This is a genomic window from Thalassotalea sp. PS06, from assembly GCF_007197775.1.
Taxonomy (GTDB): Bacteria; Pseudomonadota; Gammaproteobacteria; order Enterobacterales; family Alteromonadaceae; genus Thalassotalea_A.
Genome location: NZ_CP041638.1, coordinates 2,874,915 through 2,901,418, shown reverse-complemented (window position 1 = coordinate 2,901,418; position 26,504 = coordinate 2,874,915). Strand labels below are relative to the sequence as shown.

The window sequence follows — 26,504 nt, the reverse complement described above, 5'->3', positions numbered from 1 at the left end:
CACAACCGACGTTTGCTGAGGACTTATGGAAACATCGATGAACAAAGACAAGGGTCAGGTCTTGAACTTAGATGGCGGCGCCTACGACACCGCGAACGGTTCCTCTGATTCCTTACAGAACCGACAAGGGTATCCTGTCTGGCTTGCCACGTTTGTAGATATCTACCAGCGTTTAGGTACGGATAATCTACAGCTGTTGTTGCAGGTCTATGCTCCGAATGTACATTTTCAGGACCCTCTCCATGTTATTGAAGGCCGTAAGCAACTGCTTGAGTACTTCGATGCCATGTATACCAACTTAAGCCATTGCCGTTTTACCATTGACGATGTGATCTACAATGATCAGGAAGCGGCAATCTATTGGCACATGAACTTTATCCACTCTAGCCTGAATAACGGTAAGGCCATTGAAGTTCAAGGCCACACCAGACTTCGGGCCGATGGTGATAAGGTATCTTATCATCGCGATTATCTGGACGCCGGTGCCATGCTATATGAGCACATTCCAGTGCTTGGTCGATTAGTGAAAATGGTGAAAAACCGGGCTGGCCAATGAAACAGGTACTAATTACCGGTGCAACTTCCGGCATAGGACAATCCCTTGCGCTGCATTATGCAGCGCAAGACGTTTCTGTTATCGCCTGTGGGCGCAACCAAGACAAACTTGATTCCTTGTGCCAGGGCAAAACTAATTTATCACCACTTGCATTCGATATAACCTCTGAGGAGCAGGTGGCCAATGCAGCGAAGTCCATAGATGGCCTGGATATCGTGGTTTTAAATGCCGGTGATTGTGAATATATCGATGATGCTGGTAATTTTGATGGCGCTCTGTTCAAACGAGTGATCACAGTCAACCTGCTATCGATGGGCGATCTGTTACAACATTTCATCAAAAAAATTCGTCCTGGCGGGCAACTGGTTATTGTCAGCTCTAGCGTTACCTATCTGCCTTTGCCCAGAGCTGAAGCCTATGGCGCATCCAAAGCTGGTGTTGATTACCTGGCAAAAACCCTGGCTTTCGATTTAGCGCCACAGCGTATCGACGTAACCCTGGTTCAACCCGGGTTCATAAAAACCCCCCTTACCGATAAGAATGACTTTTCGATGCCGTTCTTGCTGACCTCAGAACAGGCAGCAGAGCGAATTTATAAAGGCGTCGAAAAACGAAAGAAAATACTCGATTTTCCCAAACGGTTTACTTACCTGTTACGTCTTCTGTCATGGATGCCGTTTAGTTGGTGGTGCTGGTTGTTAACAAGGAAGAAATAATAAATGAAAAAGAACATCGCAATTATAGGTTCGGGCGTCTCTGGCTTAACCTGCGGTTATTTGCTTAGCCAAAAACACCAGGTCACGGTATTTGAGAAAAACGATTACATTGGTGGCCATACCGCCACCAAAGATGTGAGCGTGGATGGTAAAGACTACGTCGTTGATACCGGCTTTATCGTCTTTAACAACAAAACCTACCCAAACTTTTTAAAATTGATTGCGCAACTTGGCGTCAATAAACGAGAAACCGAAATGAGTTTTTCGGTGCACAATCGCCATACGCAAATGGAATTCAACGGGCATAATCTCGATACCCTGTTTGCCCAGCGTTCGAACATTTTAAAACCAAGCTTCTGGCGCTTGATTCTGGAAATTTTGCGTTTTAACAAGCAATGTAAAAAGCTTTATGCCTCTGGCGACATTCCCATGGATAAAACTCTTGGGCAGTTTCTTAATGAAGAAGGCTTTTCCGATCACTTTTCTCAACACTATATCTTGCCGATGGGCGCTGCTATCTGGTCGAGTTCGATTGAGCAGATGATGGACTTTCAGCTCGATTTCTTCATTCGCTTTTTCCACAACCATGGACTGCTCAATATTGCCGACCGTCCACAGTGGTATGTGATTGAAAATGGCTCTCGCGCATACATCGAGCCTTTAATCAAAGCCTTTAAAGACAACATCCATTTGAATACTGATATCACTGGTGTCTATCGGGAGCAAGACCAGGTGAAAATCACGTTTGCCGATGGCAGTGAACAGTTTTTCGATGACGTGGTACTTGCCTGTCACTCGGATCAAGCCCTGGCGTTGCTTAAAGATGCAAGTGAAGACGAGCAACAGGTGCTAGGGGCTTTGCCGTATAGCCAGAATCAAGTGGTTATGCATACCGATGTGTCTGTGTTACCCAAACGCCGCAAAGCCTGGGCGAGCTGGAATTACATGCTGGATAACGATCGCCAGCGTCCGGCAAGTGTCAGCTACAACATGAATATTCTTCAGCACATTGAAAGTGACCATACCTTTTGTGTGACCCTTAACCAAAGTGATGCAGTGGATAAAGATAAACTGCTTGAAGAATACGTGTACGAACATCCGATTTTCTCTACCCCGGGTATGGCAGCGCAACAACAACGCCATCAAATCTGCGGCCAAAATCGTACCCATTTTGCTGGCGCATACTGGTACAACGGCTTCCACGAGGATGGCGTTCGTTCAGCGGTCGATGTCGGCGAACGTTTTGGATGTCAGCTATGAGCGACGACGGCCAAAGCCAGCAAACGCTAAAGAGCCAGCCAACCCTGAATAGCGGCATTTATGCCGGTGATGTTCGTCACCGTCGGATGGCTCCGGTTTATCATGCCTTTAATTACCAACTTTACATGTTGGTCATCGACCTGCAGGAGTGGCAGCAGGGCTTATTAGAAAGCGCCTGGCTTGGAAAAGCCTGGTACAAACCGATTCGAATCAAGCCAGAAGATTATGTCAGCGGTGAACCTCAAGACCTTAAACAACGTATCCAAAACAAAGTAGAAGCGTTGGGGGGAACCTGGCCAGGCGGCAAGGTGATGATGACCATCCAGGGGCGTTGTTTTGGCTTGTATTTTAGTCCGGTCAATTTCTTCTTTTGTTATGACCCGGAGCACAGAGCCCGCTATATGTTGGCGGAAGTCAGCAACACCCCCTGGAACGAACGTCATTATTACCTGGTAGATTTAGAGGCGATCAAGCCTTCCAAAAAAGAGTTTCATGTCTCGCCATTTATGGACTTGGATATGTCCTATCACTGGAAAGTCAGAGCGCCTGAATTAATGGCCGAGGGCGAATCTGGTAAGGACAACAAAGCCAATCGCTTATTGGTACATATTGAGAATCATCGTAGCGAAAAGGTATTTGATGCGACGATGGCGTTAACCCGGCAGCCGTTAACCGCGAAAGCGATTTTTGCAGTCTGGCGCAGTCTACCGGCGATGACGCTGAAGATATGTGCAGGTATCTACTGGCAAGCGCTGAAACTTTGGTTAAAGAAAGTACCTTTTGTTGCACATCCTAATTCCTGATTTGAATTCAAATTGGCATGTTAAGCAAAATCGTAATATTTTAAATTATAAGAGAAAGTTATTGTGAACTCCTTAGATCAACCATTGGAACAAAATCTGGAGCAAAATGTGGAACAGTTTGCCTCAATTCAAAACCTGGAACAGTTATCGTTTTTCCAAAAACGTTGTCGACAGCTGGTGCATGCCGTACTTGGCAAAATTACCAACGGCAGTTTAGAGCTGGTCGAAGGAACGAATCGGTTTCAGTTTGGATCTGCTGATAGCGACGTCAGAGCTCAAATTAAAGTAAACGATGTCAGTGTCTACACCAGCTTTGTCAAAGGCGGTAGTATCGGCGCAGCTGAAGCCTATATTGATAATCGTTGGACCTGTGACGATCTCACCGCACTGATTCGTATTTTTGCCAGAGCTCAAAACGTCACCGATTCCATGGAATCGAAAATGGCCTGGGTTGGAAAAATCAAAAATGCCTTGTTCCATCGCAATAACCGCAACACAGTAGCTGGCTCTAAACGTAACATTCTTGCCCACTATGACTTGGGCAACGAGCTATACACCCGTTTTCTCGACCCAACGATGATGTATTCATCGGCGATTTACCCGAGCGAAGATTCGACATTGGCAGAAGCACAGCAACATAAGTTAGCGCGGATCTGCGATCAGTTGGAGCTGAATGAAAACGACCATGTTCTGGAAATTGGTACAGGGTGGGGTGGTCTGGCGATCTTTGCCGCGCAAAACTATGGCTGTCGCGTTACCACGACGACTATTTCCGAAGAGCAGTTTAAATTCGCCGAGCAACGTGTGAACGAGTTAGGGCTGCAGGACAAGATTACCTTGCTGAAAAAGGATTACCGTGAACTGGAAGGCGAGTATGACAAGCTGGTGTCTATCGAGATGATTGAGGCGGTTGGCCATGAATACTTCGATTCGTTCTTCAAGCAGTGTAATGCCCGCTTGAAAGCTGGCGGTAAAATGCTAATTCAGGCCATCACTATCGCCGATCAACGGTTTGAGTATTACAAGAACAACGTCGATTTTATTCAGCGTTATATCTTCCCAGGTGGGTGCCTGCCGTCGATTAATATCATGAGCGAGCAAATCACCAAAAACACACAAATGGTGATCGAATCAATCTCCGATATCGGTCTCGATTATGCCCGAACCCTATCTGACTGGCGTGACGCGTTTTTCAAATCCTGGCCAGAGCTTAGCCAGCTAGGCTATGACGAAACCTTCAAACGCCTGTGGACTTACTATCTGTGCTACTGCGAGGGCGCCTTCCTTGAGCGCTCCACCAGCACCGTCCACCTGCTGGCTAGAAAATAGATATTGCTCTTGGCAACATTAGAAAGCATCGTTTTCACGATGCTTTTTTTTATGGGGTCAGTGTCAATTATTATAAATGGATGTATTTAATTATCAGAGGGTTAGTGTCGTTATCCTAGTGGCTGTGTCCCCTTTAACCGCGCCAGGTAACGTTGATAGCCTTCAACATTAAAATTATCGGATTTTCGATTCATAAAGCCGTGTAAATACTTAGTTCTCTCTATCGAGACGTTTTCTAGCTGAGTTAATTTAATACTCAGCTTATTAACATCAAAATGCGGCTCAGATTTTGGCTGAATAATATGAGTAGGAACCTGAGGTGAGTTAAGCGGCATATTGCGAATTTGAGAGCCATAAAACAATACCGCTTGCTGAATACTCATCGATTTAGATTGGCTTAGGTATTGCCACAAGGCGGACGCACCGACGCTAAAACCTATGGCTAAAGAGTACTGGGTATTGTTCAACTCCTCAGCGATTAAGCTTTCGTAGTTCGTCAAACCCATGTGCTGTTGAAAATACCCATAGGCAGAGGCTTCATCGGTAAAGTCATGACGCACGCCTTGGTAAGGGTCCAATATCCGCCACTCTGCTAAAGAACCGGAATCGGTATTGGAATCAGCCGATAGTTCAGCAGCTAATTCTTCCATGGCATCGGTTCTGCCAAAAATATCCGTTACCAAACAACTAATCATATTGGGTTACACCAATTCCTTCAAAGTTTGTCCCATATGGGGTCAGAGTCAATTATCAAAAAACAATATGCAATCATATCAGATAGTTAATGTCGTTATAACGATGACTCTGACCCCGTTTCTTTTTTTGATAAAAAGGTCGCAGGCAATTTCACAACTGCCGGGGATTTTTCTGTATAAAATTTTGATAAATTATGTTTGGTCGAATTAATAACGGATTCTGTTCTTTTGTTGGCTTTTTATTCAAAAAGTGTATAACAAGCAATTGATCCTTATACTTTGTGGGCGTATAATTTTTTCCAATTTTTTAAGAGGGCAAAATGCCCTGTCAAAGCAGTTTGAACGAATACATTTAAGTGGCCTCCTATGACAAATAAAACGGTACTACACGCCAAACATCTTGAAGCTGGCGCGAAAATGGTTGATTTCCACGGTTGGGAAATGCCAATCAATTACGGTTCACAAATTGAAGAACACCATGCGGTTCGCACCGATGCGGGTATGTTCGATGTATCTCACATGACCATCGTTGATATCCAGGGTGCAGATGCCAAGCCGTTTTTACGTCGCTTAGTGATTAACGATGTAGCGAAACTGGAAGACGCTGGTAAAGCCCTATACACAGGTATGTGTAACGAGCAGGGTGGTGTTATCGACGACCTTATCGTTTATTTCTACACAGATACTGAGTACCGCTTAGTAGTAAACTCTGCAACTCGTGAAAAAGATTTAGCCTGGATCAACAACCAGGCGGCAGATTATCAGGTAACCGTTACTGAACGTCCTGAGTTCGCGATGATCGCCGTTCAGGGCCCTCAGGCAAAAGCGAAAGTCGCTACTTTGTTAGACGCAGAGCAAACCGCTGCGGTTGATGGCATGAAGCCATTTTTCAGTGTTCAGGCTGGCGATTTATTTATCGCGACCACAGGTTACACTGGCGAAAACGGCTATGAAATTGCGCTCCCTGCAGATATGGCAGCAGATTTCTGGCAACAGTTACTAGATGCGGGTGTAAAACCTGCTGGCCTTGGTGCTCGTGACACCCTTCGTTTAGAAGCAGGTATGAACCTTTACGGTCTTGATATGGACGATAACGTATCGCCATTAGCGGCAAACATGGCGTGGACCATCAGCTGGGAACCAGAAGATCGTAACTTTATCGGTCGTGAAGTTTTAGCCGAGCAACGTGCTGCTGGCGACCAACCTAAGCTAGTTGGTTTAGTGTTAACCGAGAAAGGCGTTTTACGTTCAGGTCTTAAAGTTGTGACCGAGCACGGCGAAGGTGTTATCACCTCAGGAACCTTCTCGCCAACCTTGGGTCACAGTATCGCCATGGCTCGTGTACCACGCGCCGTAAAAGTGGGTGATACCATTCAGGTTGAGATGCGTAAGAAACTGGTAGATGTTGAAGTTATCAAGCCAAGTTTTGTGCGCAATGGTAAAAAAGTTTTCTAAACTAGAGCTAACCATATTAAACTTGAACTGCGCAGTGATTCAGTGGCGCAGGTCATACGAAAAACAGATTTTAAATCATTTATTTTTAGGAACAAAAAATGAGTAACATTCCTTCTGAGTTAAAATATGCGTCGTCTCACGAGTGGGTACGTAACGAAGGTGACGGTACAGTAACAGTAGGTATCACCGAACACGCTCAAGAGCTTTTAGGCGACATGGTTTTTGTTGAGTTGCCAGAAGTCGGCGATCAGGTTAGCACTGGCGATGACGTTGCTGTTGCTGAGTCTGTTAAAGCGGCATCAGATATCTACGCACCAGTAAGTGGCGAAGTAGTAGAGGTAAACGAAGACCTTGAAGACAGCCCCGAGTTAGTTAACTCTGACGCCTTTGGTGACGGTTGGATGTTCCGCGTTAAGCTGGACGACGCCAGCGAGCTAGACGCACTATTGGATGCGGAAGGCTACCAAAACGTTGTTGATGAAGAATAATCAGCAATATTAATTAGTTAAAGCCCTGAACGGTACGTTCGGGGCTTGTTGTTTTAAAGGCGGTAGGTTTTTCAGGTTTCGGACCCCAGAAATTTCTGAACAGAAAAACTTGTCGCAGTCGTTATATCTTTTTCGGGACCTGTTGTTTATGTCTACTCAATCGTTGACACAATTAGAACAAACTCAAGATTTTATTCGCCGTCATATTGGCCCAGATGCCGACCAAACCAAAGCCATGCTTAATGAGATTGGTGCGGAATCTGTCGATGCCTTAATTGATGAAATTGTACCAAGCAGCATTCGCCTGTCTGACCTGCCAAATATCAACGAGAGTAAGACAGAAGTTAAAGCGCTAGCCGACCTTAAAGTTCTGGCTAGTGAAAATCAGGTGAACACCTCTTACATCGGTTTAGGTTATTTCCCTACATTAACGCCGAACGTTATCTTGCGTAATGTATTGGAAAATCCAGGTTGGTACACAGCTTACACGCCGTATCAGCCAGAAATCGCTCAGGGGCGTTTAGAATCGTTGCTTAACTATCAGCAAATGTGTATCGATTTAACCGGCCTTGAACTTGCCAGTGCCTCACTTCTTGACGAAGGTACGGCTGCGGCAGAAGCCATGGCGCTTGCCAAGCGTGTTTCTAAGAACAAGAAATCAAACCTGTTCTTTATCGCCGACAACGTATACCCACAAACTCAGGACGTAGTGCGCCAACGTGCACAAATGTTCGGTTTTGATATCGTAACGGGTCCTGCTGCAAGCGCTGCTGAGCACGATATTTTCGGTGCGTTATTACAATACCCGGGTGCAGAGGGTGAAATCACCGACATCAGCACCATCATTGCTGATGTTCAGGCGAAAAAAGGTATCGTTGCGGTTGCTGCCGATATCATGAGTCTGGTTATGCTAAAAGCTCCAGGTGAGCTAGGCGCCGATGCGGTAATCGGCTCATCACAACGCTTTGGTGTGCCTATGGGCTACGGTGGTCCACACGCGGCTTTCTTTACTACCAAAGATAAGCACAAGCGTTCGCTTCCAGGCCGTATCATTGGCGTTTCTAAAGACACCCGTGGTAACAATGCATTGCGTATGGCAATGCAGACCCGTGAACAACATATCCGTCGTGAAAAAGCTAACTCAAACATTTGTACGGCACAGGTGTTACTAGCCAATATGGCAGCTTTCTATGCGGTTTATCACGGCCCGCAAGGTCTGAAAACCATCGCTAACCGCATCCATCGCTTTACCGATATTTTATGTTTGGGTACCGCGAGTAAAGGCTTAACCGCCATTCACCAGAATTACTTTGATACCTTAACGTTCGCAACTGACAACAAAGATGAAATCGTCGCCCGCGCCCTTGCGGCTAACGTAAACCTTCGTGTTGATCAGGAAGGCAAAGTCAGTGTTTCTTTAGATGAAACTACTAACCGTAACGACATTCATCAGCTATTCGACATATTACTAGGCGAAGGCCATGGTCTTGATGTGGCTGAGCTAGATGCGAAAATCCTTGAGTGTGGCCATTCTTCAATTCCAGCGGAATTAGTTCGTGAATCTGAGTTCTTAACCCACCCGGTATTTAACTCGTATCACAGCGAAACTGAGATGCTGCGTTACATCAAGAAACTTGAAAACAAAGATTTAGCATTGAACCACTCAATGATTTCTTTGGGTTCTTGTACCATGAAGCTAAACGCGACGGCGCAGATGATCCCGGTTTCCTGGCCAGAATTTGCTAACATGCACCCATTTGCACCGCTTGAACAGGCAAAAGGTTACACCAAAATGATCAACGAGCTGGGCGACTGGTTGGTTGAACTTACCGGTTACGACGATATCTCGATGCAACCTAACTCAGGTGCTCAGGGTGAGTACGCCGGTCTTATCGCTATCCAGAAGTACCACCAGAGCCGCGGTGACGCTCACCGTAATATCTGTTTGATCCCATCTTCTGCACACGGTACTAACCCAGCTTCTGCACAAATGGTTGGTATGAAAGTTGTGGTGGTTGATTGTGACAAGCAAGGTAACGTTGATTTGGTTGATTTGAAAACCAAAGCCGAAGAAATGGCTGACAGCTTATCTTGTATCATGATCACTTACCCGTCTACGCACGGAGTATATGAAGAAACCATCAAAGAAATCTGTGACATCGTTCACGCCAACGGTGGTCAGGTATACCTTGATGGTGCCAACATGAATGCTCAGGTAGGTATCACTTCTCCAGGTTTCATCGGTGCTGACGTATCTCACCTTAACCTGCACAAAACCTTCGCCATTCCACACGGTGGTGGTGGCCCAGGTATGGGCCCAATCGGTGTGAAATCACACTTAGCGCCATTCTTACCGGGTCACGCGCTAGTTGATTTTGACAGCGAGCTAAAAGGCAACGGTGCAGTTTCTGCGGCGCCATTTGGTAGTGCCGGTATCCTGTGTATCTCATACATGTATGTAGCTTTACTAGGTAAGCAAGGTGTTACCGATTCAACTAAGTACGCAATCACTAACGCTAACTACCTGGCACACAAACTTAGCCAGCATTACCCAATTCTCTATACCGGTAATAACGGCCGTGTTGCGCACGAATGTATCGTTGATTTGCGTCCGTTGAAAGAAGCCTCTGGTATCACTGAAATGGATGTAGCTAAGCGTTTGATGGACTATGGTTTCCACGCTCCAACGATGTCATTCCCTGTTGCTGGTACCTTGATGATCGAACCAACCGAGTCGGAATCAAAAGTTGAGTTAGACCGATTTATCGAAGCCATGACCTGTATTCGCGATGAAATCCGCAAAGTTGAACAAGGTGAGTGGACACTGGAAGACAACCCACTTCACAACGCTCCGCACACATTAGCTGATATCACTGACGCTGGTTGGGATCGTGCTTACACCGTTGCAGAAGCGGTATTCCCGGTAGCAGCTGCGGCGGCTAACAAATTCTGGCCAACGGTAAACCGTATCGATGACGTATACGGCGACCGTAACCTGATTTGTTCTTGTCCTGCGGTTGAGACGTATATCGACGCTGAATAGAAACTAGTAACTTTCAGCTACAAGGTTAAAACCTAAAGTAATTTGCAAAAGCCGCGACAATGTCGCGGTTTTTTTTCACCTTTAAAAACAAACCACTGGTCTCTTTTTACTTGCCTCTCGTAATCTCTGCGAGGATTGTTGTATAAATAACGAAGACTTATACCAATTTAAATTTAAGAACTATCTGACTGTTCTGATTAAAAGAGAAATAGAATGAAGAAAATATCTCTACTTATTGCCAGCACTATGATGCTGTCCGCTACTGTCATTGGCGCTGAAAAGGCAAACAGCCCGAAAGACAGCACTTTAGATAAACGCACTATTATTGATGATGTGACCGGCGAGCCGGTTCAAATGCGAGAAGATGGAAGAGGTGACCGCGTCGTTGGTGCGCCTTGGGCTACCCGTTCTCCAGTGCTTGCGGTTAATGGTATGGCGGCAACGTCACACCCGCTATCGACTCAGGTTGCCATTGATATTTTGCAACAAGGCGGCACAGCCATGGACGCGGCAATTGCGGCAAATGCGGCGATTGGTTTGATGGAGCCAACCGGTAATGGCATTGGTGGCGATTTGTTCGCCATTGTCTGGGATCCGAAAACCAAGCAGTTACATGGTTTAAATGGTTCAGGGCGCAGCGCCAAAGGTCAGACACTGGCGCAGCTAAAAGAAAAAATCGGTGAGGTTTCACAAATCCCTAACTGGGGTACACCGCCAGTTACGGTGCCGGGTACCGTCGATGCCTGGTTTGCTTTGCACGAAAAGTTCGGCAAATTGGACATGCAGGAAAACCTGGCTCCTGCGATTCAATATGCCAGAGAAGGTTTTCCGGTTACCGAAGTTATCGCCTATTACATGGATATCTACCAAAAGCGCTATGAAAAGCTTTTTAAAGAAGGTGAGATTGAAGAGATCACTAACTATCAGGCAACATTTTTGATTGATGGTAAAGCGCCAACCGAAGGACAGGTATTTAAGAACCCGGATTTGGGCAATACCTTAGAAAAAATCGCTAAAGGCGGACGCGATGCGTTTTACAAAGGTGATATCGCCAAAACCATGGATAGCTATTTCAAGCGCATTGGCGGGCCACTTCGCTATGAAGATTTTGCCAGTCATTCGAGTAACTGGATTGACCCGGTTTCGGTAAATTATCGCGGCTATGATGTCTGGGAATTACCGCCTAATGGCCAGGGCATTGCCGCATTGCAGATGCTAACGGTTCTGGAAAACTATGATCTGAAAAGCATGGGGCATAACAGTGCTGATTATTTGCATGTAATGACCGAAGCGAAAAAACTGGCGTTTGAAGATCGCGCCCGTTTTTACGCGGATCCGGATTATCAAAAGATTAACCTCGATTACTTATTGTCGGAAAAGTACGGTAAAGAGCGTGCCAAGCTGATTGATATGCAGCGAGCTGCTAAAGAAGTGGAGCATGGCGATCCTAAACTAATTGAAGGCGATACCATCTACCTTACGGTTGCCGATAAAGACGGCATGATGGTAAGCCTGATTCAAAGTAATTATCGCGGTATGGGAACTGGGTTGGTAGCCGACGGCCTTGGTTTTATTTTCCAAAACCGCGGTGCTCAGTATTCATTAACCGAAGGCCATCCGAATGTATACGCGCCGGGTAAGCGACCTTTCCACACCATTATTCCAGCGTTTATCACCAAAGATAATAAACCTTATATGAGCTTTGGTTTGATGGGGGGCGCCATGCAGCCGCAAGGCCATGTACAGATGGTTACCAATATTGTCGATTTTGCGATGAACGTCCAACAAGCCGGCGATGCCGCCCGTTTTCATCACAAAGGCTCAACCTCACCGACCTGGGAAGGACGAATGAAAGACAGTGGTGTACTAGAGCTGGAAAGCGGCGTTAAAGCCGATGTCGTTAAAGAGCTGCAACAGCGCGGTCATAAAGTGCATATCACCAGTGGTCCGTTTGGCGGCTATCAGGCTATCTTAAAAGATCTTAGTAACGGTGTTTATCATGGTGCCAGTGAAATGCGTAAAGATGGCCAGGCGCAGGGGTATTAATTTCTTCAATTAACTGTACCTTATAAAAAAGGCTGTGTTAAACAGCCTTTTTTGATCGGGTCGCGGAATTAGACTTAACGATTTTCCAGTCGGTTGTAATCAAAGTAGCCAAAGTTAATAATGGCTTGTCGCTGATACGTTTGGTGTAACTCATCACTAAAGGTCCAGAATGCATTATCCGTCCTTCTTATCCCGAATTTATCCATGAATTTTTCATAATCCGATTCATCCTCAATCTGGCCAATCATCTGGGTAAATTCAGCGACCTCAGTGTGATCTATTTTAAATAGTGCATTTGGGTGTGATGTCATAACACCGTGGGCCATGGTAAGGCTATCTTCATTGGGGCGGCGACGACCTTTTTCATCAAACATGTGGGAAATATTGGTATAGGCGTTATGGGATAACAAACTATAGATGTAAGGTTTGTTATCATTGCCCTGAACCAGAACCAAAGAGGCCTGGGGTAAAATAGAGGCAGCGATGCCAACAGAGCGGTTCAATGCTTGAATGTCGGATATTGCCTTATCTTCCAGCCCCGGATAAATCGAATGAGCCTTACTTTGTGCTTCACTTATGTGGTCTTTAATCATGCTAAGTAGCTCAGGCAAGGGCTCTGAAGTTTGGTAGTTTATATGGGTTTCATGGGCAAAGTTACTGCCATTTTGAATATATTTTTCTACCGGACTGATCGAGCCTCGATACCATTGCTCCCGCACCGTTTTACGATCGGCTTTTGGCAATAACGACAGAAAACTGGTTTCCCCCTCCATTCTCAAAAAGTCCATATACATGCGACTATTTAGCTGGTGACCGACATTGCCATAGACGTCATACCCGGCAACTAAAAGGTAATGTATGCGCTCAAATAATGGGTAGCTAACTACCCAGGCGGTCTGCGGTTTTTCACCGACTAAGCCCTTAACGACAGTCGCTGCATCAAAGTGACGAAAAATAGTGAGAGCGACATTGTCATTATTACCATCACCATCCCAGATCAAATCCAAGGTGACTGGTACCTGACCTTCCAGGTGATCCTTAATATATTCAGCTTTGCTGTCGAGGTACTCGCGCTCGGATCTGGCATACGCCAGCCAGCTTGTCGGCAAGGCATTGCTATCCGCTTCTGCCGGTAACTCAATCGTAGCCCGGGCTTTTTCCATAAACACTTCGTCATATTCAGGCAAATCGATATCTGGGTTGGCGAACACCACCCAAAAATGGTCATTGATAACGTTTAATGCTATCTGCCCGCGACAAACTGCACCTTTGATAAACTGCATAATGCTGTATTGGGCTTCATCAATCATAAACCGATAACGAGCATCGGAAGGCAAAGCGGCGAATGTAATGAAAGGATTGGATGCATTTTCTGGTTGATAACCGGGAAGTTTATCTACCTGATAATCGGGCTGATAAAACCAGCCCTGCCATTTGCTTTTGCGCTCTTTGGTCAGCGCGAATGGCATATGGAGTTTATCCACTAAGGTTTCCTGCAACGGCACTAATCGATAGTAAACGCGGTCAACTTCGGGGTCGTCAAATGGGCGACGGGTGGCGATGATGTCTACAGGTTGCCCCGGTGGCGTTTTTGAACGGTAGAGGCGAAAAAAGCTTGGTTGGCTATCGTCAGTTTCTGCTTCCGGGAAATAAAGGTGAGCGAGAAACAGGTGCTCATATAAGTAGCGGTTAATTAGCTGCGCTTTATTGGAGTCTTGATTGAAATATTTCTCCCATTCATCAATTTTGTTCAACAGTGATTTTGATAGTGGCTCGGCACGACTGTCAGCCGCTCCGGCCGTTATCCAATCGATGATTAACTGATGCTCAGTGTCAGTTATGGCTGGCAGCGCATAGGGCATGCCCCAAAGCGGATTTTTCTTAAGATACTTTTTATGCTCGTCTTCGGTTGGGCATTGCAGGCTACGATTCAAACTTAACTTAAAGCTATCCGGTAATTTTTTGCTTTCAGGCAGTGGATGAGCGCGCTTTTGCTCGAGCATTTTTACCAGCAGGCTCTGTAATGGATCTCTCTTACCTTCTTTATTCCCCTCATTCACAACCGGATGAAAGTCCATGTCTCGCCATTGTTCCGTGGTTTGCGCATCTTCAAAAAGACGTGTTGGCTCCGCCGCGAGAATACGTTCGCCTTGATAAACCGGGTCCTTATTTGCACCTCGAGTTATGCCTTCATAGCTGCCAAGTTTTAACTGACAAGGGGCGTCGTAACAGCCATGGCATACGACACAACGTTTATCGAGAAGCGGCTGGATTTGTTGTTGAAAATCTACCTTGGATTGGTTTGGCTCAGGATTAAGGTATGGTGTCGTTGTTGATATATCGGTTTCTCTGGTATCCGACTCAGCAACAGTGGGCAGGGTGACTAGCACATGCAATGACGTTAACAGAGCCGGTAAGCGCATCATCAATTTAATCCTCTTGTTATTAACCGGTATTGCAACCGCTACTAAAACTAAGTGTAGACAACCCTGAAAAGAGGGTTGAGTTTAGCCTCAGGCTGAATTTCAAGGAATGACAAATGGCCAAATGGCCAAATGGACACGCACGGTGCTGGCCATTGAGGAGCGATGGAAGGTATAAAGGGGCTAATGAGTCATCAGCCCCTTAAGGAAAGTCGAAAAATTAACTATTTTTCAAAGTGCTTTTTGATATAGCCATTCATCAATTGCACACCAAAAGAGGTGGAACCCGGCGATGCTTTCATTGGTGTTGGTGTGCTGTTCCAGCCGACACCGGCAATATCTAAATGCACCCAAGGCGTTGATTCACGCACAAATGCACCGATAAACGCAGCGCCAGCGCTTGCACCGGGCGCGCCAGGACCGGAATTCATCACGTCGGCAACTTCATTTTCGATGGCTTTAAAATGATTGTCATTAAGGGGCAATGGCCATACTTCATCACCGGTTTGTTTACCCATATCGATGAAATCAGCGGTAAGCTCTTCATGTCGGGTAAACAAAGCGCCATAGTCTTTACCTAATGCGCGAGCGGCAGACCCTGTTAACGTGGCTAAATCCACTAGCAGGGCCGGGTTATAAGTGACATCGCCATAATACACAGCATCAGCAAGTACCAATCGGCCCTCAGCATCGGTTGAACGAATTTGAATGGTTTTACCTGACATCGAGGTAACTACATCTCCTGGGCGTTGGGCATTACCACCGGGCATATTCTCCGCCATTGCCGCAATGCCTATGGCATTTACTTTCGCGCCGCGGCCCGCAAGAGCATAAAGGGTGCCCATGGTGCTTGCCGCCCCTGACATATCGAACTTCATATTCCACATGTTCTCTGAACCTTTAATGCTGATACCGCCGGTATCAAAGGTAATGCCTTTACCGACGATCATCACCGGCGCATCATCTTTTTCGCCGCCGCGATATTCGACAATCATCATTCTAGGTGGGCGCTTACTACCGCGGCCAACTCCGTATATGGCGCCCATGTTTTTCTTGATCATATCCTTTTCATCAAAAATGGTAATTTTGATGTCGTCCATATCGTCGAATAAATCTTCCCAGTATTCGACAAAACTCTCGGGATAAATGATATTTCCGGGCTCGTTAGAAACATCTCTGGTATACCAGATTGCATTCGCAACCGGGTCTAGCTCTGCCTGATAATATTCTGACGTCGCATCAGGGTCAGGCGTCACTACCGTTAATGATGGCTGGTATTTAAGGCGCTTTTCATCGGTGTAATACTTATCAAAATAGTAGCTACCAAGTTTGGCGCCATACGCCAGGTTCGCACTGACATCTTTAGGTAAATCAAAGGCCATTGCCGGCGCTTCTTTAAAGGCTTTAATAGCGGCTTGGACGGCGTTACCGCCAATCTTCTGCCAGTCCAGTGATGTGTTGCTGTTGTCATCTTTACCAAGGCCGACCAGCAGTATCTGGTCGTAGCCAGAGCCTTTAGGTGCAGTGATGACTTTAGTCGCCATTTTCTTGCCTTTAAAACCGGCAGCTTTGATGGCATAGCTCAGGCCCGCATCAGTGGACGAGTCGAGTGTTTCGCCATACTGACCGCCATTGCCATTTTCATATATGCCAAGCACCAGATTGCCCGATTCAGGCAAAGCTTCATCAAAAGTTACCTTGGTCGGTGGCTTAGATTCGTGATCTTTCGCTTGTGCGACAGTCATGCCGATTGCCAAAGCAAACGGGATAATTAATGAGAACCAATATTTCATAACAGAGTTCCTATGTTTTTCAATTATCACAAATGTTAACAGATGAGGTCGTCTGTTGCGAAAATCTCTGGGTAGATTGATGCAATCTCTAGTGTTCAAAATGCTTAAAAATATCCCGCAGGGTTTTCTGGCATTGTAACGAGTCGGGCTTAAGTTGATGAACAAGGTGTTAGCGATTTGCCGTAAAGTTTTTGGTTTATATCGGTTTTTACTTAGTCGTGAAGTTAGACAAATTTTCAACTTCAACTACGCTTTCAACTCGGGAAGCTAGTGTGGCTTGCCCTGTGAGGAAATCAATATGAATACCAATTTACTTAGAAGTGTATTGTTCTGCCTGTTGAGCATATTCGCAATTCAGCATGCACAAGCGGATGATAATGAGTGGCCTTTCAAGGAAGGTAATTACTGGGAAGTTACTGGAATTAAGGTTGCCGATGGCGCCGGCCTTAAGTATGCCAACTGGCTGGCCAAAGAATGGCGAAAAAATCTTGAGTTTGCTGTTTCTGAAGGATGGCTGGAAAGTTACTATGTGATCAGTAATGTTCACCCGCGAGCAGACGAACCGGATCTGTACCTGGTTCGCATTTTTAAAAATATGGCGACTGCAGAAGAAAACGAAAAACGCCAGGAAAAGTACATGGCCTGGGTCAAAAAAAGTATGGAAAAAATGCAGGATGAGAGTGGCGACAGGGCAGAATATCGTACTATCATGAGCACTTCATTGTTGCAAGAAATGCACTTTAGAGATAAGTAATTGATGTCGCTATTTCCGTAGCAACAAAGGAACGAACCGAAAGGTTCGTTCCTTTTATTCACAATTGAGGTTATACACAACCAACCAAAATTTGATTGCCACCGTCCCTGATGTTCATTAATTTCATTTTTAACCTAATCTCAAGTCACCATTGTTAACATCTGCTGGGCTGTATAAGTTCAGTTAGTTGCGTTGACGACAATCGGTGTCATTTGTTTACAGACCCTGAATAATTGACAGTGTTTGTCACAATCATGTCACCTCACAGAGTCGGCATTCCCCCTCGATTACAATGCTTTTAACAACGTTGATAGCTCTCGTCATAAGCTTCTGTCTTAATCCTGCGTTGCTGATTTTGACAATGGAATGACCATTCTCTGCAATCAAAGCCTTGTCTACAAGCCTTTAAATTCTCACTGAGTGAGCAATAATTTAATGGGATTGGTATTATATAAGAACAACGAAAAACTGTTAATGAATGAGAGTTGATAGTCATTGCAGAGTTTAACGTCTGTGTCATGGTCGGTCTTTTAACAAAGGTGTTTTTTCGATACCCTAACTAATGAAAACTTGACAACTTGAAAATTATAATGAGTTAAAGGATTGATATGAGAACTTTGCTCTTGAGCTTAGGAATGCTTGTTTTATTAGCAACTCAAGGCGCTAATGCCGCAAATTTAACCTATGCGGATTACGCCAAACTTCCCGAAAAAAGTATGATGGTGGTCTCTCCATCCGGCACTAAATTAGCCTATCGTTTAACTGACTCTGAACGCGACTTTCTGGTTGTCCTTGATCTGAGCAAAGGCGAGATGATACGCGCGGTGGATATTGCAGCGGTAAACCCAGACAACGTTTACTTTGTTGAAGAGAATCGCATCGTATTGGTAGCCTCTGATAATACCAAGCTGTTTGGTTATCGCGGACGTTACGATATCAGCGTTGCTTTTGCTTTTAACCTCGAAACCGGTGATTTGCATCAATTGCTAACCGCAGGTAAAGGGATTCATGAAGGGCAGACACAATTAGGTAGCGTAATCGGCATTTCTCCTGAAAGAAAGCATGTGTACATGCCTGCTTATGATGAGAAAAGTAATTACAGCCTGTTCCGAGTTGATTTAGGTAAGCGTAAGACACCACGTCGTCATAAAAAAGGTACCAAAGATACCATTGACTTTTTCGTCGATAAAAATGGCGAATTATTAGCGCGTGAGCGTTTCAGTAACCAGCGTAACCTGCATCGTTTAGAAGCATGGCATAACGGCGAATGGGTAGAAATTTTCCGGGAAGAAACCGAAATACGCCATGTTGGTTTTACCGGTTTGACACCGGACTATAAAAATATCGTGATGATCCGTCAGGATGGTGACCATGGTCGCTGGGCTTATTACACCAAGTCGTTAAAAGATGGTACCGAAGCTGGTCCTTTCTTCAGTCGTGAAGACCGAGATGTCGAAAGTGTGATCATGGATATTAACCGTATCGTTTATGGGGTTACCTACTCTGGTTTTAAGCCAAGTTATGAGTTCTTCGATAAAAAGTTAAATGCGCGAATTAAAGGTATTCAAAAAGCTTTACCAGGCATGGCATTAACGCTTTCAGATTACACGCCGGACTGGTCCAACATTGTTTTACACATCAGCGGTGCTGGGAATGCAGGACAATTCGTGCGCTATCAAAGTGGCAAGCTGGATTCCCTTGGAATGACTCGCCCTGAGATTGGGGTTGAACATGTAAATACGATTCAGGAAGATACATACAAAGCCCGGGACGGTTTAAATATTCCTACATTGCTGACCCTGCCAAATGGCAAAAAAGCGGAAAAGTTACCGGCAATTATGCTGCCACATGGTGGTCCTGAGAGTTACGACAAGATCACCTTCGATTATCTTGCTCAATACTTTGCAACTCAGGGGTATCTGGTAATTCAGCCACAATTTCGTGGCTCTGAAGGCTTTGGCGTTGACCACTTGTTTGCCGGTCGTGGCGAATGGGGTCGCAAGATGCAGGATGATTTGACCGATGCGGTAGCCGAATATGCTAAGCGTGGTTTAGTAGATCCTGAGCGCGTCTGTATTGTCGGTTCAAGCTATGGTGGCTACGCGGCCCTTGCTGGCGCTACTTTTACCCCAGACGTATACAAGTGTGCGGTTTCTATTAACGGTGTTTCCGATGTCGAGCAGATGATGCGCGATGAAAAACGCAATTTTGGACGTAACCACTGGGTAGTATCTTATTGGGATGATGTCATCTCCAATGGCAGTGTCGAAGATGATCATCTGGAAAAAATCTCGCCAATTAACTCAGTTGATAAGGTTAAAATTCCAGTGTTGTTGATCCATGGTGAGCATGATTTAGTGGTGCCGTTTGATCAATCGGAAGAGATGTTTGATGAGTTGGAAGATGCTGGCAAACAGGTTACCTTTGTAGAACTTGAAGAAGGCAATCATAACCTTGATAAAGCCGAGAATCGTGCCAAAGCATTGGAAGCGATCGATAAGTTTGTAAAACAACATCTGTAATCGAAGAGTAACGCAATAAAAAAGCCGCTAAAATAGCGGCTTTTTTGTTTTAGCTAATCAGCAAAGATTAGAAACGATATGCTGCACCAAAGATCACACGACGATCCGTCAGACCTTGGAAACAAAGCAATGCGCCTTCGTTAACACAGTATTGGTTAACTTCTGATTCAGTAATGTTTACGGCCTCAAGACCAACATTAAACTGCTCAGTTACATCGTAATTAATGCTGGCGTTTAACTGACCACGATCATCTTGAACCACCGGATATCCCCACGGGTAACTAGAGGTGCTACCGAAGTCATCTGAACGATAAGCTTCACGCCATGTGTAACGCATACGCGCTGATAAATCGTACTTCTCGTAATACAATGTGAAGTTATATGCGTTTTCAGAGTTATTCAATAGCCCTTGCACTCGGGTAACAGCCAGAGAATCTTCTGAAGAGCCCGTTGTCGCAGCAAATACCTGGCTAGCACGGCTAGTTGACGTGTTTGTCGCTTCACCACCGGAAAATTCCTGCATGGTATAGTTGGCAAGAACACCAAAACCTGACGCCCAACCTAGCTCATCTTCAAACTGTGCGAGATCATATTGGAACGCAATCTCAATACCTTTTTGTGTGGTTTCACCAGTATCATTTACTGTTGTACTCCATGGAACACAGATACCTGGTGGTGTGCCGTCTGGCGCGAATACATTCGGATCAGCGATGGGGTTGAAAATACCACCCATTGAACATTCCGGATCAGTTTCACGATAACCTGTAGCTGGATCTTCCCATGCATCAATTTGTTGATTCACGAACAAATCTTTACGTTTCTTATGGAAATAACCGATGCTTACTACACTGGCTTCCGCAAAATACCATTCGGCACTAATATCAAACGAAGTTACTTCTTCCGGCTTTAAGTCCGGGTTACCGACTGCTACAGGCGGGTTTGGACTTGTGCTAAACGTTGTCGATGTCGATAAATCATTATAATCAGGACGACGTATATCTTTACCCCAGGATGCACGTAATAATACATCTTCAGTTACGTCAGCAACTAAGTTGATTCGCGGTAACAGGAAGTCATAATCGCTGGTATTGGTTACTTGAGTGACGATTTGATTTCCATTTTCGTCTTGAGTAACAGAATTACCAATAGACTCTACGTCAGTTTGCAAATAACGGACACCGAAATTACCGCGGAACAATTCTGTTTCAAAGCTCATTTGCGCATACAACGCATGAGTTTCTTCACTGATGTTGAAATTGGCATCTAATTCTGAAGTAGGCGCATCTAGAGGTCTTGAACCTCCATGGGTTTCAATAGCTGCAGCTAAAGTTTCGATAACGTACTCTGGATCGGAGGCGACTAGCTCCGGATTTACAATTAAAAAGTCCTTCACAAACAAATTACGACCATCAGCGTCACCGAAGTTATCTGGACCTGCAGTTAGAATGTCTGCAAATAGTGAACCGCGTGGACTATCTGCCATCGTTCTTAAACCAAGATTTGAACGAATTTGATCAGTACCGTTTTTGGCTTTGCTATAGCGATAACCGAAATCTACAGAGCTAAAAACTGAGAAATCTAGGTCATAAGTGAAATCCGCGCGAAAAGCATCTTCCTCATTAATAATTAAATCATTTGCGATCTGCACATCTCGAAGTACAACGTTATCTGGATTAAGCAAATCTTCAGCGGTTGGAGAATATGGTGTACCAGAGGCAATGCCAAAAGCCAGAGAACCGCCAGTGAGATCGTACTCAAATGGGACACTGTTATCATTGGCTCCGCCTGCATCTAAAGGTGCATTTGGGTTGATGAAATTAAGAGTGGTGTTAACTCTTGGGTTACGCGATTCTGACTTCGATTTTGACGCTTCAATACGAGCGTAGAATCGATCTGTTTGCCAATCACCACCAATTCGAAAAATTTCACTTTCGGTAACACGAGAGTTGGTATCACCAGAGAAACGTAAGTTTGGATCATCGTCATCGTCAGCAAGGTCGACAGGGATAACACCACGAAGTGCCGCCTGAATGCTACCCAGCTCAACGCCATCAAGAGAACCAAAATTTACCGTTTCAAACTCATCTGGTATTGAAATATCACGTAAATTACTAACACCAGAAGCCTGTACACGGGTACTTTCTTCACGTCTGTCTTGATCATTAATAACGGCATCAAACCACAACTTAGTATTGTCGTTTGGCGCCCATTCGAACGTTGCTACATAGTTTTTGGTTTCGTACTCGTAGTTATCATAATCCTGATTCAAGAACTGGATAGGCAAGAAATCAAATTCCTGAGCGCTAGCATCACCACTGTCACTCCTGACAATGTTGTCACGGTCAACACGCGGACGGAATGCGGTAACATCCTGTTCGGCATAACTCGCACTCAAAACAATACCGAACTCACCGGCATCGGTTTGCCAATTGTCTCCAAACGAACCGGAAATACGAGGTTTAATTCCGTCAGTTGATAAACTGCTGTCTTCACCCTGTACTCGAACTGCTGCTAGCATTTCATTTAGTTGCAGTGGGCGAATGGTTTCAAGATTTACGGTACCACCAACAGAACCTTCAATGGTTTTTGCCTCTGGCGCTTTGATTATTTCAACGGACGAAATAATCGATGCAGATACATCTTCAAAGTTTATGCCTGAACGACCTGCACCAGAGCCGACTGTAGAAACACCGTTAATTTCTGTACGGTTGGCGTCAGTACCACGGATTTGTACGCCAGTACCAACACCCGCAGAACGAGTAATTTGAATACCTGTTACGTTTTCCAGAACTTCGGCAAGGTTTTGGTCAGGTAGCTTACCAATGTCTTCAGCTTTGATGACTTCAATAAGGTTGTCCGCAGAACGCTTTTCTGCAAGCGCGCTGGTTAAAGATGAACGAATGCCAGAAACCTCTATGACTTCAATGTCTTCAGAGTTGTCTTCTGCTTCTTGTGCATAGGCCATTGAACTTAAGGTCATGGTCGATGCAGATAGCAATGCTATCGAAACCGGTGAAAGTTTAAATTTCATGGTTCTCCCCTAGATATTATTTTTTGTTTTATCGTTGTCCCGGTTATGGGTAGGTTAAATATTGCACATTGTTATGCGTTGTTCAACAAGTGGTATTACAAAATTTACAGATAATTCACATTATTGGTATTACATAAAATCGGTTTTTAATTGATTTATGGTATTACCAAGTTGTTCAGTGATAATCGTTGTGAATCCTTAAGGTCTTATTTTTAGGGGGTTGTATAGTGGTTTTTCGAGGTTTCAATAAATTGAAAACGATAAGAAAAATTCCTTCCTAATAGTTGATTGTTGATAAAAGCTTTCATCATTGAATTCAATATTATAAAAATCAATCAAGCTAGGAGTATTGCCAAATACACTGGTAAGGGCTTTGTTCAGGCTGAGGAATAATGGCTTTGGTAATGCCTAAAATCAAACTGTAAAACAAAATGGTTAACCAAAATGCTTGACAATTGTTTTGCCTATTGTTTGAATTAACACATCGATACATTCGAACAACATCGCCAGCGTCTGCTGAGATAACAATGCTCGTTAGTGCTCAATTGCCTGGTAGTTATGTGTAAAGCGAAATTCTAATCATTGGTTAGTACTTTTGCGGATAGCCACCGTGGTCTGTTTGCAAAAGATTATGAATATGAAGTCCTGTTATCTGAGTTTGTTTCCTGGGGCTTTATTGAATCTAAATATAAAAAATGTAGTGCACGGAATCTGGGGAGGATAATTTGACTATCCTCAATGAAGTTTGGCGCTAAACAATTCAGGAGTGAAAAATGTCAAAACCTGTCATTGGTTTTATCGGCCTTGGCCTTATGGGCGGCAACATGGTCGAGAACTTACAAAATAAAGGCTATGAGCTGAATGTAATGGATCTTAACCAGGATGCGGTAGCAGCCTGTGTTGCCCGCGGTGCGAAAGCGGCAAGCTCAGCAAAAGAGCTGGCTGAAGCGAGTGATATTGTCATGCTGTGTCTGACAACTTCTGCCATTGTTGAGAAAGTGGTATACGGCGATGAAGGTATTTTGGCCGGTATCAAAGAAGGTTCTGTTTTGGTTGATTTTGGTACATCAATCCCAACCTCTACCAAGAAAATTGGAGCTGATTTAGCTGCCAAAGGTGTAGGCATGATTGACGCACCACTTGGTCGTACACCTGCTCACGCAAAAGATGGTCTATTAAACATCATGGCTGCTGGTGATATTGATACCTTTAATAAAGTTAAGCCAGTGCTTGAAGAGCAGGGTGAGAACGTATTCCACTTAGGTGCTCTGGGCGCAGGTCACACTACTAAGCTAATCAATAACTTTATGGGTATGACTACGGTTTGTGCCATGTCACAAGCGTTTGCCGTAGCTGACTTAGCTGGCGTTGACCGTCAACAATTATTCGACATCATGTCGACGGGTCCTTCCAACTCTCCATTTATGCAGTTTTGTAAAAACTACGCGGTTGATAATAACAGCGACCTTGGTTTTTCAATTGCTAATGCCAACAAAGACCTTGGCTACTTCTTAAAGATGGTTGAAGATTTAGGTACGGTTTCAAAAATTGCCGAAGGTTCTTCTGAGAACTTACAAGCTGCTTTTGATGCGGGTATGGGGAATGGCAACGTTCCGGAAATCTTTGATTATTTCCTTACTTTAAAAAAGTAAGTTAAAAAACAAGTTATTAGAAAGGCGCGGCGAAACCTAACTCATCGGAGATATGGTTACCGCGCTTTTTACACAAACGGTAAAGGTACTTTGGACTTTATAAGCCTGAGAGAAAAAAGGTAAAGTCCAAATGAAACCAGCAAGCGGTTTTTTAAAGTATCAATACCATTAGGAAATATGAAAATGCAAAAGCAAAGTGAACATTTTTTATTTGGTAACGAGACCGAAATTGAAGATTTAGGTGGCGGATTAAAGCGTCAGATGCTCGGTTATAACCATGAATTGATGGCAGTTAAGGTTTGGTTTGATAAAGGTGCAGAAGGCTATGTGCACAAGCATCGCCATTCTCAGGTAACTTATGTAGAAGAAGGTGAGTTTCACTTCAGCATTGACGGTGTAGTGAAAGTGATGAAAGCAGGAGACAGCTGTTTGATCCCTCCTCATGTTGAGCACGGCGCGGTATCTCCAACCGGCGGTATCCTAATTGATACCTTTAGCCCGGCTCGTGAAGACTTCATCGAAGAATAATTAATAAAAGAAAAATTAAAAAAATACGAGGTACAACAAGATGCAAGTGAAAGGATTACGTTGGTGGGTGATCATGCTGATCGCTCTAGCCACCATCATTAACTACATCGACCGTCAGTCTCTGAGTGTACTTTGGCCAGATATTGTCGAAGACCTATTCCCAGATGAATCTGCCTTAGAACGTAAGCAGATCTACGCTAATATTTCTATCGTGTTTGTATTTGCCTATGCATTTGGTCAGGCAATTTTCGGTAAAATTTTCGACTGGGTTGGCACCCGAATCGGTTTTGTACTTTCCATTGGTGTCTGGTCGTTAGCTACGGTTGCCCATGCATTTGCGCAAGGCGTTCTAAGTTTTAGTATCTTCCGCGCAATTTTAGGTGTAGCGGAAGCCGGTAACTGGCCGGGCGCAGCCAAGGGTAATGCGGAATGGTTCCCAACCAAAGAGCGAGCCCTGGCGCAAGGTATCTTTAACTCAGGTGCTGCCATCGGTGGTATCGTTGCTATTCCTCTAATCGCATTCTTAACCGTATATTTCAGCTGGAAGATGGTGTTTGTAATTGTTGGTTTAGTGGGGCTGTTATGGCTTATTCCTTGGTTAGTGCTGGTGAAAGCGCCTCCGGGCTCTCACCCTTGGATCACTGAAGAAGAGCGTGAATATATTCTTACTGGTCAGCGCCGCAGCGAAACGACCGAAGGCGGTGTTGAAGAGGAAGAGTATAACCCGAGCACCGGTGAGCTATTATCACACAAGCAAAGTTGGGGGGTGATTATCGCATCGGCGGCTATCGATCCAATCTGGTGGTTGTTTGTATTCTGGATCCCAATCTATCTGAACGAAGTTTATGCAATGGATGTGAAATCTATCGGTATTTACGGTTGGGTTCCTTATGTAGGCGCTATGTTTGGTGCATGGTTTGGCGGGCTGCTGGCACAAAACCGGATGAAAGCCGGTTGGAGTACTGATAAAACCCGTAAGCTAACCATTACTTTGGGGTGTTTAATCATGTTGCCGGCATTACTGGCAATGGCAAACCCAGGTGCACCAGTTGTTGCGGTATTGATCATGGCGGTTATCCTGTTTGGTTTCCAGACAGCAATCGGTAACGTACAAACCCTGCCAAGTGACTTGCTAGGCAAAAAAGCGGTGGGTACCTTAGCGGGTATTTCCGGTATGGCGGCAAAACTTGGTGCGGTTGGTCTAACAGCGCTTGTACCAATTTTAACCGCTGATGGTAACTACACGCCGGCGTTTGTTATCGGTGCCTCGTTGGCAATTATTGCCATGTTAGCGGTATGGATTCTTATCCCGAAAGTTGAGCCGCTAACCAGAAAAAGTGCAACGCCGAATGTCACCAATACTCAGTCATAATCGACATCACTGTGTTAGATAAACAAAAGCCGCTCAGA

At 44.8% G+C, this 26,504-nt stretch carries 18 protein-coding genes; 14 read left to right on the top strand and 4 right to left on the bottom strand.

The genetic code is table 11. The features are described 5' to 3' along the window. The first annotated feature begins 37 nt into the window (after positions 1-37). The 5 genes from FNC98_RS12800 to FNC98_RS12780 all read left to right on the top strand — a co-directional run bounded on the left by FNC98_RS12800 (position 38) and on the right by FNC98_RS12780 (position 4,664). Positions 38-556: a nuclear transport factor 2 family protein gene (locus tag FNC98_RS12800; protein WP_143581606.1), complete on the top strand. Its 519-nt coding sequence runs from the start codon at positions 38-40 to the stop codon at positions 554-556. Continuing rightward, on the top strand, positions 553-1,272 hold the full coding sequence (locus tag FNC98_RS12795) for an SDR family NAD(P)-dependent oxidoreductase (protein WP_143581605.1): 720 nt from the start codon (positions 553-555) through the stop codon (positions 1,270-1,272). Before FNC98_RS12800 ends, FNC98_RS12795 begins: the two co-directional genes overlap by 4 nt. Before the next feature lie 3 nt (positions 1,273-1,275). Beyond that, positions 1,276-2,532: an NAD(P)/FAD-dependent oxidoreductase gene (locus FNC98_RS12790; protein ID WP_143581604.1), complete on the top strand. Its 1,257-nt coding sequence runs from the start codon at positions 1,276-1,278 to the stop codon at positions 2,530-2,532. Then, a complete protein-coding gene (locus FNC98_RS12785; RefSeq protein WP_143581603.1) occupies positions 2,529-3,335 on the top strand; it encodes a DUF1365 domain-containing protein in 807 nt (268 codons plus the stop codon). Before FNC98_RS12790 ends, FNC98_RS12785 begins: the two co-directional genes overlap by 4 nt. Positions 3,336-3,443: 108 nt before the next feature. After that, complete coding sequence (locus tag FNC98_RS12780) at positions 3,444-4,664, top strand: SAM-dependent methyltransferase (protein ID WP_144035563.1); 1,221 nt, start codon at positions 3,444-3,446, stop codon at positions 4,662-4,664. Between the two features lie 110 nt (positions 4,665-4,774). Here FNC98_RS12780 and FNC98_RS12775 read toward each other — a convergent pair whose 3' ends face one another. Continuing rightward, entirely contained in the window at positions 4,775-5,359 is a 585-nt protein-coding gene (locus tag FNC98_RS12775; protein WP_143581602.1) for a hypothetical protein, read from the bottom strand. A gap of 366 nt (positions 5,360-5,725) precedes the next feature. On the opposite strand from FNC98_RS12775, the gene gcvT reads away from it, so the two are divergent. The 4 genes from gcvT to ggt all read left to right on the top strand — a co-directional run bounded on the left by gcvT (position 5,726) and on the right by ggt (position 12,391). Continuing rightward, positions 5,726-6,814: a glycine cleavage system aminomethyltransferase GcvT gene (gcvT, locus tag FNC98_RS12770; protein ID WP_143581601.1), complete on the top strand. Its 1,089-nt coding sequence runs from the start codon at positions 5,726-5,728 to the stop codon at positions 6,812-6,814. 98 nt (positions 6,815-6,912) lie between these two features. After that, positions 6,913-7,302 (top strand): glycine cleavage system protein GcvH, encoded by a 390-nt coding sequence (gene gcvH / locus FNC98_RS12765; RefSeq protein WP_143581600.1) that lies wholly within the window; start codon positions 6,913-6,915, stop codon positions 7,300-7,302. Positions 7,303-7,450: 148 nt separating this feature from the next. Next, positions 7,451-10,345: an aminomethyl-transferring glycine dehydrogenase gene (gene gcvP / locus FNC98_RS12760; RefSeq protein ID WP_143581599.1), complete on the top strand. Its 2,895-nt coding sequence runs from the start codon at positions 7,451-7,453 to the stop codon at positions 10,343-10,345. Positions 10,346-10,699: 354 nt separating this feature from the next. Continuing rightward, the gene (gene ggt, locus FNC98_RS12755; protein WP_144035562.1) at positions 10,700-12,391 is read left to right on the top strand and encodes a gamma-glutamyltransferase; all 1,692 of its coding nucleotides are present in this window, start codon (positions 10,700-10,702) and stop codon (positions 12,389-12,391) included. A 74-nt stretch (positions 12,392-12,465) separates the two neighbouring features. Here the strand turns inward: ggt and FNC98_RS12750 are convergent, their stop codons facing one another. Together FNC98_RS12750 and FNC98_RS12745 are read right to left on the bottom strand one after the other, a co-directional pair. Then, positions 12,466-14,817 (bottom strand): fatty acid cis/trans isomerase, encoded by a 2,352-nt coding sequence (locus FNC98_RS12750; RefSeq protein WP_143581598.1) that lies wholly within the window; start codon positions 14,815-14,817, stop codon positions 12,466-12,468. Between the two features lie 221 nt (positions 14,818-15,038). After that, positions 15,039-16,607 carry a leucyl aminopeptidase gene (locus FNC98_RS12745; protein WP_143581597.1) on the bottom strand — a complete coding sequence of 523 codons (1,569 nt, stop codon included), beginning with the start codon at positions 16,605-16,607 and terminating at the stop codon, positions 15,039-15,041. Between the two features lie 298 nt (positions 16,608-16,905). Here FNC98_RS12745 and FNC98_RS12740 point away from each other — a divergent pair, with 298 nt between their 5' ends. Then, positions 16,906-17,361, top strand: a complete 456-nt coding sequence (locus FNC98_RS12740) for a hypothetical protein (protein ID WP_260680356.1) — start codon at positions 16,906-16,908, stop codon at positions 17,359-17,361. Between the two features lie 608 nt (positions 17,362-17,969). Continuing rightward, positions 17,970-19,883 (top strand): alpha/beta hydrolase family protein, encoded by a 1,914-nt coding sequence (locus FNC98_RS12735; protein WP_143581596.1) that lies wholly within the window; start codon positions 17,970-17,972, stop codon positions 19,881-19,883. A 67-nt stretch (positions 19,884-19,950) separates the two neighbouring features. Here FNC98_RS12735 and FNC98_RS12730 read toward each other — a convergent pair whose 3' ends face one another. Continuing rightward, positions 19,951-22,914, bottom strand: a complete 2,964-nt coding sequence (locus FNC98_RS12730) for a TonB-dependent receptor (RefSeq protein WP_143581595.1) — start codon at positions 22,912-22,914, stop codon at positions 19,951-19,953. A 773-nt stretch (positions 22,915-23,687) separates the two neighbouring features. Here FNC98_RS12730 and FNC98_RS12725 point away from each other — a divergent pair. The 3 genes from FNC98_RS12725 (at position 23,688) to FNC98_RS12715 (ending at position 26,466) form a co-directional block, all read left to right on the top strand. Next, a complete protein-coding gene (locus FNC98_RS12725; protein ID WP_143581594.1) occupies positions 23,688-24,566 on the top strand; it encodes an NAD(P)-dependent oxidoreductase in 879 nt (292 codons plus the stop codon). A 183-nt stretch (positions 24,567-24,749) separates the two neighbouring features. Beyond that, positions 24,750-25,094, top strand: coding sequence for a cupin domain-containing protein (locus FNC98_RS12720; protein ID WP_143581593.1), 345 nt, complete (start codon positions 24,750-24,752; stop codon positions 25,092-25,094). A gap of 40 nt (positions 25,095-25,134) precedes the next feature. Continuing rightward, a complete protein-coding gene (locus FNC98_RS12715; RefSeq protein ID WP_143581592.1) occupies positions 25,135-26,466 on the top strand; it encodes an MFS transporter in 1,332 nt (443 codons plus the stop codon). The last annotated feature ends 38 nt before the right edge of the window (positions 26,467-26,504 follow it).

What these genes read in the sequence shown, in the direction of transcription:
- FNC98_RS12800 (WP_143581606.1), top strand. Translation starts at nt 38, where the DNA reads ATGAACAAAGACAAGGGTCAGGTCTTGAACTTAGATGGCGGCGCCTAC.
- FNC98_RS12795 (WP_143581605.1), top strand. Translation starts at nt 553, where the DNA reads ATGAAACAGGTACTAATTACCGGTGCAACTTCCGGCATAGGACAATCC.
- FNC98_RS12790 (WP_143581604.1), top strand. Translation starts at nt 1,276, where the DNA reads ATGAAAAAGAACATCGCAATTATAGGTTCGGGCGTCTCTGGCTTAACC.
- FNC98_RS12785 (WP_143581603.1), top strand. Translation starts at nt 2,529, where the DNA reads ATGAGCGACGACGGCCAAAGCCAGCAAACGCTAAAGAGCCAGCCAACC.
- FNC98_RS12775 (WP_143581602.1), bottom strand. Translation starts at nt 5,359, where the DNA reads ATGATTAGTTGTTTGGTAACGGATATTTTTGGCAGAACCGATGCCATG.
- gcvT (WP_143581601.1), top strand. Translation starts at nt 5,726, where the DNA reads ATGACAAATAAAACGGTACTACACGCCAAACATCTTGAAGCTGGCGCG.
- gcvH (WP_143581600.1), top strand. Translation starts at nt 6,913, where the DNA reads ATGAGTAACATTCCTTCTGAGTTAAAATATGCGTCGTCTCACGAGTGG.
- gcvP (WP_143581599.1), top strand. Translation starts at nt 7,451, where the DNA reads ATGTCTACTCAATCGTTGACACAATTAGAACAAACTCAAGATTTTATT.
- ggt (WP_144035562.1), top strand. Translation starts at nt 10,700, where the DNA reads ATGCGAGAAGATGGAAGAGGTGACCGCGTCGTTGGTGCGCCTTGGGCT.
- FNC98_RS12750 (WP_143581598.1), bottom strand. Translation starts at nt 14,817, where the DNA reads ATGATGCGCTTACCGGCTCTGTTAACGTCATTGCATGTGCTAGTCACC.
- FNC98_RS12745 (WP_143581597.1), bottom strand. Translation starts at nt 16,607, where the DNA reads ATGAAATATTGGTTCTCATTAATTATCCCGTTTGCTTTGGCAATCGGC.
- FNC98_RS12740 (WP_260680356.1), top strand. Translation starts at nt 16,906, where the DNA reads ATGAATACCAATTTACTTAGAAGTGTATTGTTCTGCCTGTTGAGCATA.
- FNC98_RS12735 (WP_143581596.1), top strand. Translation starts at nt 17,970, where the DNA reads ATGAGAACTTTGCTCTTGAGCTTAGGAATGCTTGTTTTATTAGCAACT.
- FNC98_RS12730 (WP_143581595.1), bottom strand. Translation starts at nt 22,914, where the DNA reads ATGAAATTTAAACTTTCACCGGTTTCGATAGCATTGCTATCTGCATCG.
- FNC98_RS12725 (WP_143581594.1), top strand. Translation starts at nt 23,688, where the DNA reads ATGTCAAAACCTGTCATTGGTTTTATCGGCCTTGGCCTTATGGGCGGC.
- FNC98_RS12720 (WP_143581593.1), top strand. Translation starts at nt 24,750, where the DNA reads ATGCAAAAGCAAAGTGAACATTTTTTATTTGGTAACGAGACCGAAATT.
- FNC98_RS12715 (WP_143581592.1), top strand. Translation starts at nt 25,135, where the DNA reads ATGCAAGTGAAAGGATTACGTTGGTGGGTGATCATGCTGATCGCTCTA.